Annotated in this window: 12 protein-coding genes and 1 pseudogene; 4 read left to right on the plus strand and 9 right to left on the minus strand. The window is 64.6% G+C overall.

Annotated elements, in window-relative coordinates; genetic code table 11:
- The coding region (locus B597_RS47575; RefSeq protein ID WP_031323344.1) for a hypothetical protein at positions 1-204 on the plus strand (204 nt) is incomplete at its 5' end.
- A 53-nt stretch (positions 205-257) separates the two neighbouring features.
- Here the strand turns inward: B597_RS47575 and B597_RS46340 are convergent.
- The 5 genes and pseudogenes from B597_RS46340 to B597_RS32535 form a co-directional block, all read right to left on the minus strand.
- Positions 258-359: pseudogene (locus B597_RS46340) on the minus strand (DUF4126 domain-containing protein); the annotation flags it as partial.
- Between the two features lie 77 nt (positions 360-436).
- Positions 437-730 carry a GNAT family N-acetyltransferase gene (locus tag B597_RS32520; protein ID WP_003291771.1) on the minus strand — a complete coding sequence of 98 codons (294 nt, stop codon included), beginning with the start codon at positions 728-730 and terminating at the stop codon, positions 437-439.
- Positions 731-817: 87 nt separating this feature from the next.
- Entirely contained in the window at positions 818-2653 is a 1836-nt protein-coding gene (locus tag B597_RS32525) for an ABC transporter ATP-binding protein (RefSeq protein WP_003291772.1), read from the minus strand.
- 398 nt (positions 2654-3051) lie between these two features.
- Positions 3052-3609, minus strand: coding sequence for a DUF2971 domain-containing protein (locus tag B597_RS46345; RefSeq protein WP_192939395.1), 558 nt, complete (start codon positions 3607-3609; stop codon positions 3052-3054).
- Between the two features lie 203 nt (positions 3610-3812).
- Positions 3813-5696: a 3'-5' exonuclease gene (locus tag B597_RS32535; protein WP_003291774.1), complete on the minus strand. Its 1884-nt coding sequence runs from the start codon at positions 5694-5696 to the stop codon at positions 3813-3815.
- A 242-nt stretch (positions 5697-5938) separates the two neighbouring features.
- On the opposite strand from B597_RS32535, the gene B597_RS32540 reads away from it, so the two are divergent.
- Both B597_RS32540 and B597_RS32545 read left to right on the plus strand, forming a co-directional pair.
- Complete coding sequence (locus B597_RS32540) at positions 5939-6478, plus strand: DUF421 domain-containing protein (protein ID WP_003291775.1); 540 nt, start codon at positions 5939-5941, stop codon at positions 6476-6478.
- Between the two features lie 221 nt (positions 6479-6699).
- On the plus strand, positions 6700-7587 hold the full coding sequence (locus B597_RS32545) for a LysR family transcriptional regulator (protein ID WP_003291776.1): 888 nt from the start codon (positions 6700-6702) through the stop codon (positions 7585-7587).
- A gap of 11 nt (positions 7588-7598) precedes the next feature.
- Here B597_RS32545 and B597_RS32550 read toward each other — a convergent pair whose 3' ends face one another.
- From B597_RS32550 to B597_RS32560, 3 genes are all read right to left on the minus strand, one after another.
- Positions 7599-9641, minus strand: a complete 2043-nt coding sequence (locus tag B597_RS32550) for an ATP-binding protein (RefSeq protein ID WP_003291778.1) — start codon at positions 9639-9641, stop codon at positions 7599-7601.
- 142 nt (positions 9642-9783) lie between these two features.
- Positions 9784-10059, minus strand: a complete 276-nt coding sequence (locus B597_RS47580; RefSeq protein ID WP_003291779.1) for a hypothetical protein — start codon at positions 10057-10059, stop codon at positions 9784-9786.
- 192 nt (positions 10060-10251) lie between these two features.
- On the minus strand, positions 10252-10449 hold the full coding sequence (locus B597_RS32560; RefSeq protein WP_003291780.1) for a DUF2934 domain-containing protein: 198 nt from the start codon (positions 10447-10449) through the stop codon (positions 10252-10254).
- Between the two features lie 249 nt (positions 10450-10698).
- On the opposite strand from B597_RS32560, the gene pgm reads away from it, so the two are divergent.
- Positions 10699-12363 carry a phosphoglucomutase (alpha-D-glucose-1,6-bisphosphate-dependent) gene (gene pgm / locus B597_RS32565; RefSeq protein WP_024161894.1) on the plus strand — a complete coding sequence of 555 codons (1665 nt, stop codon included), beginning with the start codon at positions 10699-10701 and terminating at the stop codon, positions 12361-12363.
- A 24-nt stretch (positions 12364-12387) separates the two neighbouring features.
- On the opposite strand, the gene B597_RS32570 is transcribed toward pgm, so the two are convergent.
- The gene (locus B597_RS32570) at positions 12388-13371 is read right to left on the minus strand and encodes a zinc-dependent alcohol dehydrogenase family protein (protein WP_003291782.1); all 984 of its coding nucleotides are present in this window, start codon (positions 13369-13371) and stop codon (positions 12388-12390) included.
- Positions 13372-13628 lie beyond the last annotated feature (257 nt).

Below are 13628 nucleotides of genomic sequence, written 5' to 3' on the forward strand. Positions count from 1 at the left end.
CTGAAGCCCACCCTACCGATCCGAGGCCAATGCCCGCCGCAAGCCGGCGCTGCCGACCGTCAACGCCCGGCCCTCCTCGGCCAGGCCGAGTGCCACATTGACCAGCGCTGCCGCCGCACCGACAGCACCGACAGCACCGTAGGGTGGGCTTCAGCCCACCGTCACCAGCCCACCATCACCAGCCTGGAATCCCCGGTGGGCTGAAGCCCACCCTACCGACCCGAAGCCAATGCCCGCCGCAAGCCGGCGCTGCCGACCGTCAACGCCCGGCTGACCATCGTCGGCGCCAACAGGCTGCGCATACCAGTCACCGCGCCGATCGCCAGGGCGGCCCAAAACAGATTGCTGGAAGTGCTCATGCAGATGTCTCCCGGTGGCTGTCTAGGCTCTGGCGAGACCGCCCGACCGACACAGAATCGAAGAGCTGGCAGCCGAGTCAGACCGGATCGACCAGATCCTGCCATTCCTCGTGCCGCTCGATGTACCTGGCGATGAATTCGCACTGCGGCACCACCCGCTTGTCACGGCGTCGTGCATCTTCCAGCGCGCCCTTGGCCAGCACACTGCCCAGGCCCTGCCCGGACAGGCTGGGGTCGACCTCGGTATGGGTGAAGACCATCTGCTCGCCCTGCTCGCTGTACGCGGCGACACCGAGTGGCTGGCCTTCGACCAGCAACTCGTAGCGCTGCTGCGCGGCGTCGTGGCGAACGCTGGCTTGTCTATCAGTCATGGCGGACTTCCTCTCAGTAAATAACGGCGGCTAAAGGTACGAGTGGGTGCGGCGGACAAGGGTTCAGCGCTCGGCGCGCGCCGGCCCTCAATCCACCCCGACAAAGCCACCGGTCTGATGTTGCCACAGCCGCGCATAGAGGCCGCCGCGGGCGATCAGCTCGGCGTGGGTGCCGGTCTCGATCACCTGGCCCTGGTCGATCACCACCAGCCGATCCATACGGGCGATGGTCGACAGCCGGTGCGCGATGGCGATCACCGTCTTGCCTTCCATCAGCGTATCCAGGCTCTCCTGAATCGCCGCCTCGACCTCCGAATCCAGCGCCGAAGTGGCTTCGTCGAGCACCAGGATCGGCGCATCCTTGAGCAGCACCCGGGCGATGGCGATGCGCTGCCGTTGACCGCCGGAGAGCTTCACGCCGCGCTCGCCGACCATCGCCTCGAAGCCCTTGCCACCCTGGCTGTCGTCCAGGGTCTTGATGAACTCATCCGCACGGGCCTTGCGTGCCGCGGCCCAGAGTGCTTCTTCCGTGGCGTCGGGTTTGCCGTAGCGCAGGTTGTCGCGGATCGAACGGTGCAGCAGCGAGGTGTCCTGGGTGACCACGCCGATATTGGCGCGCAGGCTTTCCTGGCTGACCTCGGCGACGTTCTGCCCGTCGATGAGGATGCGCCCGCTCTCCAGGTCGTAGAGGCGCAGCAGCAGGTTGACCAGCGTTGACTTGCCCGCACCCGACGGCCCGACCAGGCCGATCTTCTCGCCCGGGCGAATGTCGATGCTCAGCCCGCTGATCACCCCGCCGCTTTTGCCGTAATGGAAATGCACATCCTCGAAGCGCACGGCGCCCTGCGCCACCTTGAGCGGCTTGGCGTCCTCGGGGTCGAGCACATCACGCGGCCGGACGATGCTCTTCATGCCGTCCTGCACGGTGCCGACGTTCTCGAAGATGCCGTTGACCACCCACATGATCCACTCAGCCATGTTGTTGATGCGGATCACCAGGCCCAGCGCCAGCGCGATGGCGCCGGTGCTGATCAGCGCCTCGCTCCACAACCACAGCGCCAGCGCGCCGGTGCCGACGATCAACAGGCCGTTCATGCAGGTGATGAGGAAATCCAGGCTGGTGATCACGCGCGACTGCAGGCGGAACTTGCCGAGCAGCTCCTGCATCGCCTCGCGGGCGTAGCTCTCCTCCTCCCGCGAATGGGCGAACAGCTTGAGCGTGGCGACGTTGCTGTAGCCGTCCACCACCCGCCCCATCACCTTCGAACGCGCCGCCGACGCCGCCGCCGAACGCGCGCGGATACGCGGCACGAAGTACCAGAGCGCGGCGCTGTAGCCGACGATCCACAGCAGCAACGGCACGATCAGCCGCAGGTCGGCGGCGGCGAACAGGTACAGCGCGCTGCCGGCATAGACCACCACATGCCACAGCGCATCGATCACCTGCATGGCCGAATCGCGCAGCGACGGCCCGGTCTGCATCACCCGCTGGGCGATGCGCCCGGCGAAATCGTTCTGGAAGAAATTCAGGCTCTGCTTGAGCACGTAGCGGTGGTTCTGCCAGCGGATCAGATTGGTCAGCCCCGGGTTGATCGCCTGATGCGTCAGCAGGTTGTGCAGGCCGAACACCAGCGGCCGAATCACCAGCGCCACCGCCGCCATCCACAGCAACTCGTTGCGGTGCTCGGCAAAGAAGGTCCGCGCGTCATCGGTCGCCTGGGCCATATCGATCAACTGCCCGAGAAAGCTGAACAGCGCCACCTCGATCAGCGCCGCGAAAAAGCCGACCACCAGCACGGCGGTCATCAACGGCCAGACCTGCTTCAGGTAATGCGCATAGAAGCGCAGCATCCCGGCCGGCGGCGCAACGTCCGGGCTGGGCTTGAAGACATCGATCAGGTTTTCGAAACGGCGGAACAGCATGGGGAGGTCTGCTTTGTGGCGAGGTGGGCGGGCGTCATTCTCGAATACGACCGCTCGGGCGCGGCATCCCGGTTGGACGCCCAGAGCCCGCGAGCGTTTCGCCAACCACATGCCCTGCCCGTCGATTCGCATTGGTGGACAAGCGGAGCGTTGTCCACCCTACGCCCCTCCGCCTCCTCTGCCGACACCGCGCATTGCCTGGGGTGGAAAAACGGCGAAGCCTTTTCCACGCGTTGCGTCCAAGCCACCCCACAAGCCGCCCCGTCATCCGCAGTCTTCAGCGCCGGTAAACAAGCATTGCCCACACGCACCGTAGGGTTGGCAGTCCTCTGGCTTCTAACGTTGGTTAAAGGGGCAGGCTTTTATCCCGTCCCAGTTAGAACTGGCTTGGAAAGTTGTTATATTCCTTTATTAATTTGGCAAAACTCAATTGCAAATTCATTTACTTTCTTCTTTGCTTGAAAAAAATCAATCTTAAGATTTTTCTGCTTCGCAATGCTCAGCGCTTCATTTTTCAGGCTTTCGTCAGCGCGCAGTCCAAAATAAATTGAGGCAATAGCACTTTGAGGGAATTTGTTTAGGAGAATTTCCTGCCCCCAAAGGTCAATACCTACCGTTTGAGAATTTATTTTTACATCGTCTAGGAAGAGACGTTCTTCTTCCTCGTACGCCCAATCGATGGCTTTTTCCAAAGCTACCATCTTTGCGATGCTGTCAGGTGTTGTTGAATCTATGCTTGCCCCATTAAGGTTGGAACGGTAGCGACGATAACGTACGCTTTCTGCTGCTTTGAAGTAATTATGTTGCCTACTAAATCCAATGCAAAATCCCTTGTGGGAGTCAGCATAATGCGACCACATTAGTAAATTTTTATTGTTTCTTGATAATGAAACAAATCTGGTGGCATTGGTGCAAAGTTCTGGCTGTATGGAATACTCATATTCTCCAATTTTCATGGAGTGCTCGAATGGGTCATTCAGTGAGAGTAATGGTGTGAACCTTATTCTCGATTGTCGTAGCACATCAATTCGCTCAGGAGGTAGATACTTGAATAACATGCTAAGAGTCTCGACTTACTTAGATGCGTGCTGGGGTTAACGTATGGTTAGAGAGCGGGCTTTCGCAAAAAGGGCGAAAAGAGGACAGATTTATTCCTTGCTCATGCACAACCCTCGCGCATCACCCCAAGCCCCTCCCTCACCCCGCCAATCGCCTCCTGCACCCTTCTCGTAAAATCCGAATGCGTCTGATACGTCATCACCAACCGATCGATCGCCCGCGTCATCGCCACATACAGCAACCGCGCTTCATCCGCTTCGGCCTCGCCCTTCTTTGGCATTTCGCCGAGGCCCGGTATCAGGACCAGCCCGAATTCCAGCCCTTTGCTGGAGTGCATGCTGACGATCTTCACGCTGTCTTCACTGCCGTAGAGTTCGCTGCGGGCTTTTGAGCTGGCGCCGGAGGCATAAGCGATACCCGCCTGCGCCAAGGCATGTTCGGCTGCCTGAGCCTGGGAGCTGCTGCGATAGATGATCGCCATGTCGCTCAGTACGCGGCCGTTGGCCAGTTCGTCGCGGATGCGGGTAACGAGGCAGTCCCATTCCTGCCAATGGCCTTCGCAGTGGATGAGTTCGGGGAAGGCGCCGCGGCGGCCGGCGCTTTCGGGGACGATGATGGGCACGCCGTCTTCGCCGGCATCACGGCCGGAGAGCAGTTCGGTGGCGAAGGCGCGGGCGACCGAGAGCACTTCCAGCGTGTTGCGGTAGTTGAGCTTGAGGATGGTGGTGCGGCCCTGGGCCTGGATGCCGACGCTGGCGAAGCTGAAGTCCAGTCCGGTCTTCTTGCCCTTGCCGCGGTAGATGGACTGGGCGTCGTCGTAGAGCACCAGCAGCGAATTGGTCGCCGGGTCGACCATCTGCACGATGAGCTTGAACCACTCGGGTGCGAAGTCGTGGCCTTCGTCGATCAGCACGGCGGAGTATTGCGCGCGCGGGATCTGATCGTGGTCGACGCCTGCGATGGTCTTCTCCACCTGTTCGGCAGCGTACTTCGCTGCGGACGGGCTCCATTTCGGTTTATCGACGTTGTAGGTCGTCAGCATCTCCGAGCACCAGCCATGGAAGTGCTGCACGGTGACTTTTTCACCCAGCCCTTTTTCCACAAGCACCTGGCGCAAGCGCCCGGCGAGCGAGCGATTGAAGCAGAGCACCAGAATCGGCTTGGGCGAGACCTTGGCCAACTGCTCGCAGCGGTAGCCAAGGATCATGGTCTTGCCGCTGCCGGCCGCGCCGTGGATGACGCGGTGGCCTTCGCCCAGCGAACGAGCCAATTGCTCCTGTTGCAGATCCATGACCTTGATCAGGCTCGGGATGGGCGCATCGCTTTCGACGAACAGACCGAACTGGCCGGGTACGTTGCAGACACGCACTTCCGGGTAGAGGTGATAACGCACACGGTCGATCTGCGGCAGCGTCAGGGTGCAGGGGAAGACGTGGGGGAACATGTTCCACAAGCGCTGCTGGAAGGCTTCCGGGTCCGCCGTTTCGGTCATTTCGTCCTGGAAGATGACGCGCTGTGGGTCGAGCACGTCGTGCAGGTCGGTCTGTTCGAACTGGCGGCGGGTGATGTTGGTGAGCACCACGCCCCAGCCCCACGGCATGATCAGTTCGCCCGGTCGCGGCGAACTTTTGCTCTGCCGCAGCAGCGGGTCCTTCTTCAGCACCATGTCGACTTCAACGACATAGGAGCGCGCCTGCAGCATCGGGTTGGCCACGGTCTTAAGGCCGCTTGAAGTGTGCAGCGTGACTTTCCCGTGCGTCATGCTCTGGATGGTGGCGAGCTTCCAGTCCTTGACCTCCAGCACGAGGATGCCGCGACGCGGGTGCAGGACGACGAAATCGGGATAGCGCGCCTTGGGGCCGACCGGGACGTTGCTCCAGCAGAGGTAGTCGTCCTCGAGCAGCTTCTCCAGTCGCTCGGCAAAGCGACGCTCGCCAGCGGTATCGAACTGGCACTGGGACCGAACCGGGAAAAATCGCGCCATCTATGCCTTCCTTGGTGACAGGCCGGGTGCCTCGTCGTGTGCCGCCGCAGCGAAATCGTGAGCGGGTGCGCAGTGGTTGCGCGTGCTGGCACATTAGCCACGGCTGCCGTAACGGTAAAGCGTGGGATGGCTTGATCCACACATTCTGTAGTGCCGCTCCAAGGGCCGATCGGTCGTGTCTGGCTGCACTTCCAGACCCCGCACCCGGTCTACCCCTGCATGGCCCATGTGCGGAGGTGATCGTGGAAGGCATGTTTTTCAGTAGCGGAACGACATTGATACGCACGCTGGTGGTCGGTGTGCTGGCCTATATCAGCCTGGTGCTGTTGTTGCGTCTGTCGGGGCGGCGGACGTTGTCGAAGATGAATGCGTTCGATCTGGTGGTGACGGTGGCGCTGGGCTCGACCTTCGCGACGATTCTGCTCAATCGCAATGTGTCGCTGGCCGAGGGGGTGCTGGCGTTCGCGCTGTTGATCGGGCTGCAGTATGTGGTCACCTGGTCCAGCGTGCGGGTGGCGTGGGTGCGGCGTACGGTGACCGGCGAGCCGGCGCTGCTGTTCTTTCGCGGGCGCTTTCTCGGCGATGCCATGCGCGTGGCGCGGGTGACCGAGGACGAGGTACGCGCCGCCGCGCGCAGTCAGGGGCTGGCCGCGCTGGATGGCATCGAGGCGGTGGTGCTGGAGACCGATGGCAGTTTCAGCGTGATCACCGATGGCGCTGGCGACAGCCGTTCCACGCTGGCCGGGGTGCACGTGCCGGAGGCAGGCGAAAGGGGCGTCTGAGCGTGCCGCGCGGCGCCGCCGGTTGCCAGCGCGGCTGTGCGCGTCCGGTTGATGACTTGCCGCTTCCCCGCCAGACTCATGCACAACGCCGCCGTATCCGCCGAGGAGCAGTGCTGCTGGTTTCGGGCAGGCCTGCAATCGCCGCGAGAGCGCGCCTCCCACGGGGTCGGCGTGCACCTGCTGCGTTCGTCGGCGCGCCCACCTTTGATGCGATTTAGATAATGAAAACCAGCCTGGAAGAAATGCTCGCCTTCGTCAGCGTGGTCGACGCCGGTTCCATCAGTGCCGCCGCCGAGCAGCTGGGACAAACCGCCTCGGGCGTCAGCAGGGCGCTGAGCCGGCTGGAGGACAAGCTCGCGGTGACGCTGCTGCGCCGCACCACCCGGCGCCTGGAGCTGACCGAGGAAGGCGAGGCGTTTCTCGCCCAGGCGCGGCGCATTCTGGCCAGCGTCGAGGATGCCGAGGAGCAAATGGCCCTGCGCCGACAGGCACCGGCCGGGCGCCTGCGGGTCAACACCGCGTCGCCGTTCATGCTGCATGTGATCGTGCCGCTGGTGGCCGACTTCCGTGCGCGCTATCCGCTGATCGAGCTGGAACTGCACAGCGACGATCGCATCATCGATCTGCTGGAGCGGCGCACCGACCTGGCCATCCGCATCGGCCCGCTGCCTGACTCCAGCCTGCATGCGCGGCCGCTTTGCCACACCATGCGCCGGGTACTGGCCAGCCCGGCCTATCTGGCCCGGCATGGCACGCCGGAGCAGGTCGAGGACCTGGCGCGGCACAGCCTGATCGGCTTCACCGAGCCGGACCGACTCAACGACTGGCCGCTGCGCCATGCGCTGGGTGAAAGCTGGCGGATCACCCCGGCGCTGAGTGCGTCCAGCGGCGATACGGTGCGCGAACTGGCCCTGGCAGGCGAGGGCCTGGCGTGCCTGTCCGATTTCATGACGGAGAAGGATCGCCAGCGCGGCGATCTGCTGGAGGTGCTGGCCGCCCAGCGCGTCGACATGCGCCAGCCGATCAACGCGGTGTATTACCGCAACACCGCGCTGGCCTCGCGCATCGCCTGCTTTCTCGATTATCTCAGCGAGCGCCTGGGCGCGTAGCCGGCCAGGCCTCAGTCGTTGCCGAGTATCTCGCCGACCTTGCTGGCGAGGACATCGATGGCGAAGGGCTTGGTGATCACCGCCATGTCCGGGCCAAGAAAATCGTTGGCAGCGAAGCTCTCGGCATAGCCGGTGGCGAACAGCACTTTCAGGCCGGGGCGTTGCTGGCGGGCGATGTCGGCCAGTTGCCGGCCGTTCATGCCAGGCAGGCCGACGTCGGAAATCAGCAGGTCGATGCGCTGCCCGCTCTCGGTGATACGCAGCGCTTCGCTGGCTTCGCCAGCCTCCAGCGTTTGATAGCCCAGCTCGTTCAGCACTTCGACCACCAGCGCGCGCACGACCGGCTCATCCTCCACGACCAGGATGGTTTCGCCAGCGCCAACAGGCGCGTGGTCGGGCTGGCCGGCAATGGCAGCGCTTTCGCCCTGGTGTACCGGTAGGTAGAGGTGCACGCGGGTGCCGACGCCCGGCTCGGATTCGATCTGGATGTAGCCCTTGGACTGCTTGATGTAGCCATACACCATCGACAGCCCCAGCCCAGTGCCCTGGCCGATCGGCTTGGTGGTGAAGAACGGCTCGAAGGCCCGTGCCATGACATTCGGCGCCATGCCGGTGCCGGTGTCGACGACGCTGAGCAGCACGTACTCCCCTGCAGCCATGCCGCTCGTCTTAGGATCGGGTGACTTGCCCATGGTGAAGCTGGCGGTCGATAGCGTGATCCGACCGCCGTAGGGCATGGCGTCTCGCGCATTGATGACGAGGTTGATCAGCGCGGTCTCGAGCTGATTCACATCCATGCAGGCCGGCAGCAGCCCGCCGCTGAGGCGGGTCTCGATGGTGATGTTTTCGCCCGTGGTGCGGTGCAGCAGATCCTCCAGCGAGGCCACCAGCTGGTTGACGTCGACCGGCCTGAGGTCGAGCGCCTGTTGCCGTGAGAAGGCCAGCAACCGCTGGGTCAGCGCAGCGGCGCGCTGGGCGGAGGTCACGGCAGCGCCGATATAGCGCTCCAGTTGCAGCGGCTCGCCACGCTGATGGCGACGCTGCATCAGGTCGAGGCTGCCGATGATACCGGTCAGCAGGTTGTTGAAGTCGTGGGCGATTCCGCCGGTGAGCTGGCCGACGGCTTCCATCTTCTGCGCCTGACGCAGGGCTTCCTCGGCGCGGCTGCGCTCGGTGACCTCGGTGGCCACCCGCGCTTCGAGGGTCTCGTTGAGCTGGCGCAGGTCGTTCTCGCTGACGCGCAGCGCGTCTTCGGCATACCGGCGTGCGCTGATGTCGGTGCAGGCGCCGGCAACGTAGGCAAGCGTGCCGTTGGCATCGCGAAAGGCCTTGGCCTTGCAGGCCAGCCAGCGTTCCGCGCCGGCATTCATCAGGCGAAACTCCGCGGTGAAGTCATCACCCCTGGCGTAGTGGTCGAAGGCCTGGCGCAGATGCACTCGGTCATCGGGGTGGACCTGCTGGACGAAGCCATCGACGCTGGTGACCTGCTGCCCAAGTGGCAGATGGAAGATCTGCTCCAGCGAGCTGTCCAGGCTGAGGCTGCCATCGCAGAGAAACCAGGTGAAGGTGCCGATGCCGGAAGCCAGCAAGGCAGCGCGAAAGCGCTCTTCGAAGTGGCTGAGACTGTCGCTGTGCTCGCGCTGAACCTCCTCGGTCACGTCTTCGACCTGGTGGATGATGTAGAGCACTTCGCCTCGCTGATCGAGCACCGGAACGTTCAGCGGCCGCCAGTAGCGCAGCTCGAAACCGCCGCCCTGCGCTGCGGGCCGCGGGATGTCATAGCGGGTGATCGCCATGCGGTCCGGCGCGCGGCTGCGCAGCACACGCTCGAGCGAGTCGCGCAGCACGCCGGTGCCGAACTCGGTTGGATCGTCCGGATTCTTGCGGAATACGTCGAATATCGGCCTGCCGACGCTCTCTTCCCTGCGCGTGTTGGTGGCACGCAGTTGCGCGTCGCTTGCCGCGAGGATGGTGAAATCCTGATCAGGCGCGAGGATCAGATGCAGGTTGGGAACGGCTTCGAATATCGCCTGATAGTTGAGCGTCTGCGTCATCGGACTAGCGGAACCCTTGAGTGAAACCCCGGCCGGGCGCTTCCATCTGCCAGAGGTTGGATGGTGTGAATGGGCGTGCGTCCTCCCGGTGCTTCAGGCCGGATTCGGCTACATCCGGCTCGGCCTGGCGCATTAGTCATATTCAGCAGAGACGGTAAGGGCGACGATGGTTCCAGTAACCGGACGGTGCGTAGGAGAATATCGGAATAGCGTGACGCGATGTGCGATCCGTCCAGGCACAATGCGGATGTACCGCAGCCGGCTTTAATGGCCGAGCAGACCGGCGCTCTGTACCGAAGCCGAGGAACTCCGGCACGCTCATTTCGCCGCCGTTGAGGGTCACCTTGTCAATGGCGTAGTGCAGCGAACTGACCAGACGCTCGCCTTCCAGGCGCAAACGGCCGGTATTCAGCGCCATTGCCGCTGAACAGCTCGGTGGGCGTCGGTTTCCTGCCGCAGCGCCGCCGGGCCGGGTTGGCCGTCAGGCTGATTGTTCTGCGCAACCAGGCCGGCGATGGCGCGCACCAGGCAACGGGATGAGAAGGCTGGAAACGCACGACATCTTCGGGCGCGACAACCCATGTCGCGCCCTCGCAGCCTGCCGTCGTCGCTATTGGGTACCGCCCGATTTCGGCATCGGAATGGCGACACTGCTTTCGATGCTCCCGGCCTCGGCATCGCCTTCCTTGTAGAAGGGTTCGACTTCATCCCGGGCACGCTGCCAGTGCTCGGTTTCCTGGCCTTCCGGCTGGCCCTCGGCTTGCCAGATCTCGTAGGCGCGCTGGCGGATGCGTTCGTCGACGTTCATGTTCTCGTGCTCCAGGTAACGGGCCTGCAAATGCGGGCCGCTAAGCAGAAGAACGGGCGGCTCGACGGAGGTTCCAGCCGGGCGACGAGTGCGTTCGGCTCAAGCACGACGCGGCAGGAAGGCCGGGCAGGGAACCGCCGCCGCTGGCGCGGTCGAAACTCTGGATAAATGGCGCCGACTGGCGTTTCATTCGCTTCGCGCCGCGCCCGGACCGGCCGGCGCATCGTCTCATTCCTGAAGGACAGCCCCATGAGCATCGCCCCCAACGCAGGTCGCCTGCCCGACGTACACAGCCTGACCCACCTGCCGCGCCTGGTGTCGCGCTACTACAGCGACCGGCCGGACCCGAGCGATCCGGCGCAGCAGGTGGCATTCGGTACATCCGGGCACCGCGGCTGCTCGCTCAAGGGCAGCTTCAACGAGTGGCACATCCTCGCCACCACCCAGGCGATCTGCGATTACCGCCGCCAGGAAGGCATCGACGGCCCGCTGTTCATGGGCATGGACACCCACGCGCTGTCCGAACCGGCGTTCATCTCGGCGCTGGAAGTGCTGGCGGCCAACGGCATCGAGACGCGCATCGACGCCGGCTGCCCGGAGACCGGCGGCGAGCCGGGCTACACGCCGACACCGGCGATTTCCAATGCGATCCTCAGGTACAACCAGGGGCGCATGGGCGGGCTGGCCGATGGCATCGTCATCACCCCGTCGCACAACCCGCCGGGCGATGGCGGCTTCAAGTACAACCCCAGCAATGGCGGCCCGGCCGATACCGGCGTGACCAAGTGGATTCAGGAACGTGCCAACGCGCTGCTGGTCGCCAGGCTCAACGGCGTCAAGCGCATGGACTACCGCCAGGCGCTGAAGGCGGCGACCACGCAGCGCTTCGATTTCATCGACGCCTATGTCGGCGGGCTGGAGCAGGTGATCGACCTCGACGCCATCCGCGGCTCGGGCCTGACATTCGCCGTCGACCCGCTGGGCGGCGCCGGTGTGCACTACTGGCCGCGCATCGCCGAGCGCTTCGGCCTGCCGCTGGAAGTGCTGTCCACCGTGGTCGACCCGACCTTCCGCTTCATGCGCCTGGACTGGGACGGCAAGATCCGCATGGACTGCAGCTCGCCGTACGCCATGGCCGGGCTGATCGAGAACAAGGACCGCTTCGACGTGGCCTTCGCCTGCGACACCGACCACGACCGCCACGGCATCGTCACCCGTTCCGGCGGGTTGATGAACCCCAACCATTACCTGGCCGTCGCCATCGAATACCTGTTCACCCATCGCCCGGGCTGGAGCGCCGAGGCCGGCATCGGCAAGACGCTGGTGTCTTCGTCGATGATCGACCGCGTCGCCGCCGGCATCGGCCGCCGCCTGGTGGAAGTGCCGGTGGGCTTCAAGTGGTTCGTCGACGGGCTGCTGGATGGCAGTCTGGGCTTCGGCGGCGAGGAATCGGCCGGCGCGTCGTTCCTCGACAAGCAGGGCGGCGCCTGGTCCACCGACAAGGACGGGCTGATCCTCGGCCTGCTCGCCGCGGAGATCACCGCGGTGACCGGCAGGGACCCGAGCGAGCGCTACCAGGCGCTGACCGAACGCTTCGGCGCGCCGGTCTACCAGCGTATCGACGCCGCGGCCAATCGCGAGCAGAAGGCGCGCCTGGGCAAGCTCTCGGCCTCGCAGGTCACGGCGAAGGAACTGGCCGGGCAGCCGATCACGCGCATCCTCACCGAGGCACCGGGCAACGGCGCGGCGATCGGCGGGCTGAAGGTGGAAACCGAAAACGGCTGGTTCGCCGCGCGGCCGTCCGGCACCGAGGACGTCTACAAGATCTACGCCGAAAGCTTCGAGGGCGAGGCGCACCTGGCGCGCATCCAGGCCGAGGCCAAGGCGCTGGTGGATGCGGTGCTGGCGGGCTGAGACGCCCGCCAGCCCGGGCCAGCCTCAGGGCACCAGCACCGCCGCGCCCTGGAAACGTCCGTGGCGCAGGTCATCCAGCGCCTGGTTGGCCTGCTCCAGCGGGTAGGCATGGGTTTCGGTTTGGATACCGACCTGCGCGGCGACCGGGAAGAAGTCCAGGCCGTCCTGGCGGGTCAGGTTGGCCACCGAGACTATCTCGCGCTCCTGCCAGAGGATGTCGTAGGGGAAGCTCGGGATATCGCTCATGTGGATGCCGGCGCAGACCACCCGGCCGCCCTTGCGCACGGCGCGCAAGGCCGCCGGTACCAGCTCGCCGGCCGGCGCGTAGATGATCGCCGCATCCAGCGGCAGCGCCGGCAACTCGCTCGAATCACCGGCCCAGACCGCGCCCAGGGAACGGGCGAAATCCTGTGCCGCGCGGTCGCCGGGGCGGCTGAAGGCGTAAACCTCGCGCCCCTGCCAGCGCGCCACCTGCATGACGATATGCGCCGCCGCACCGAAGCCGTACAGCCCAAGACGCTTGCCGTCGCCGGCCTTGACCAGTGAACGCCAGCCGATCAGCCCGGCGCAGAGCAGCGGCGCCAATGCCACGGCATCGCCTTCCTCGCCAAGGTCGAAGGTGAAGCGCGCATCGGCGACCACGTATTCGGCGTAGCCGCCCGCCCGCGTGTAACCGGTGAACTGCGGCGCGTCGCAGAGGTTTTCCTCGGCGTGCTGGCAGTAGCTGCAGGTGCCGCAGGTATGCCCCAGCCAGGGAACGCCGACCCGCTGGCCGAGCTCGAAACCCGTCACGCCCTCGCCCAGGGCATCGACCCGACCGACGATCTCGTGGCCCGGGATGATCGGCAGCGGTGCCGGCGGCAGCTCGCCATCGACCACGTGCAGATCGGTGCGGCAGACGCCGCAGGCCAGCACCCGCACGCGCAGCTCGCCGGGCCCCGGTTGCGGCTCGGGCAGTTCGCGTAGTTGCAGCGCTTCGCCCGTTTTTTCCAGCAGCATGGCGCGCATCGACGTTGCTCCTTTTCGTCTTCCTCTCCTGCAGCGTAGGCCGGTCGGCAGAAAAGCGCTCTGGCTATAGCGGCGATTCGAGGCACGCCTGGTGGGCTGAAGCCCTCCCTACGGTTCGGCATGGCTTTGCAGGGTGGGCCGGGCGGCGCTCCGCTTCAGCCCATCGACGACGACTCAACAACTCAATGCGAGCCGCGACAGTACGCCTGGTGGGCTAAAGCCCACCCTACGGTTCGGCATGGCTTTGTAGGGTGGGT

The sequence above is a fragment of the Stutzerimonas stutzeri KOS6 genome (genome assembly GCF_000307775.2).
In the GTDB taxonomy this organism is placed as follows: Bacteria; Pseudomonadota; Gammaproteobacteria; order Pseudomonadales; family Pseudomonadaceae; genus Stutzerimonas; species Stutzerimonas stutzeri_B.

Excerpts from the sequence above, each read along its gene's own strand:
- B597_RS32520 (WP_003291771.1), bottom strand. The coding sequence starts at position 730 with ATGACTGATAGACAAGCCAGCGTTCGCCACGACGCCGCGCAGCAGCGC.
- B597_RS32525 (WP_003291772.1), bottom strand. The coding sequence starts at position 2,653 with ATGCTGTTCCGCCGTTTCGAAAACCTGATCGATGTCTTCAAGCCCAGC.
- B597_RS46345 (WP_192939395.1), bottom strand. The coding sequence starts at position 3,609 with ATGAAAATTGGAGAATATGAGTATTCCATACAGCCAGAACTTTGCACC.
- B597_RS32535 (WP_003291774.1), bottom strand. The coding sequence starts at position 5,696 with ATGGCGCGATTTTTCCCGGTTCGGTCCCAGTGCCAGTTCGATACCGCT.
- B597_RS32545 (WP_003291776.1), top strand. The coding sequence starts at position 6,700 with ATGAAAACCAGCCTGGAAGAAATGCTCGCCTTCGTCAGCGTGGTCGAC.
- B597_RS32550 (WP_003291778.1), bottom strand. The coding sequence starts at position 9,641 with ATGACGCAGACGCTCAACTATCAGGCGATATTCGAAGCCGTTCCCAAC.
- B597_RS47580 (WP_003291779.1), bottom strand. The coding sequence starts at position 10,059 with ATGGCGCTGAATACCGGCCGTTTGCGCCTGGAAGGCGAGCGTCTGGTC.
- B597_RS32560 (WP_003291780.1), bottom strand. The coding sequence starts at position 10,449 with ATGAACGTCGACGAACGCATCCGCCAGCGCGCCTACGAGATCTGGCAA.
- pgm (WP_024161894.1), top strand. The coding sequence starts at position 10,699 with ATGAGCATCGCCCCCAACGCAGGTCGCCTGCCCGACGTACACAGCCTG.
- B597_RS32570 (WP_003291782.1), bottom strand. The coding sequence starts at position 13,371 with ATGCGCGCCATGCTGCTGGAAAAAACGGGCGAAGCGCTGCAACTACGC.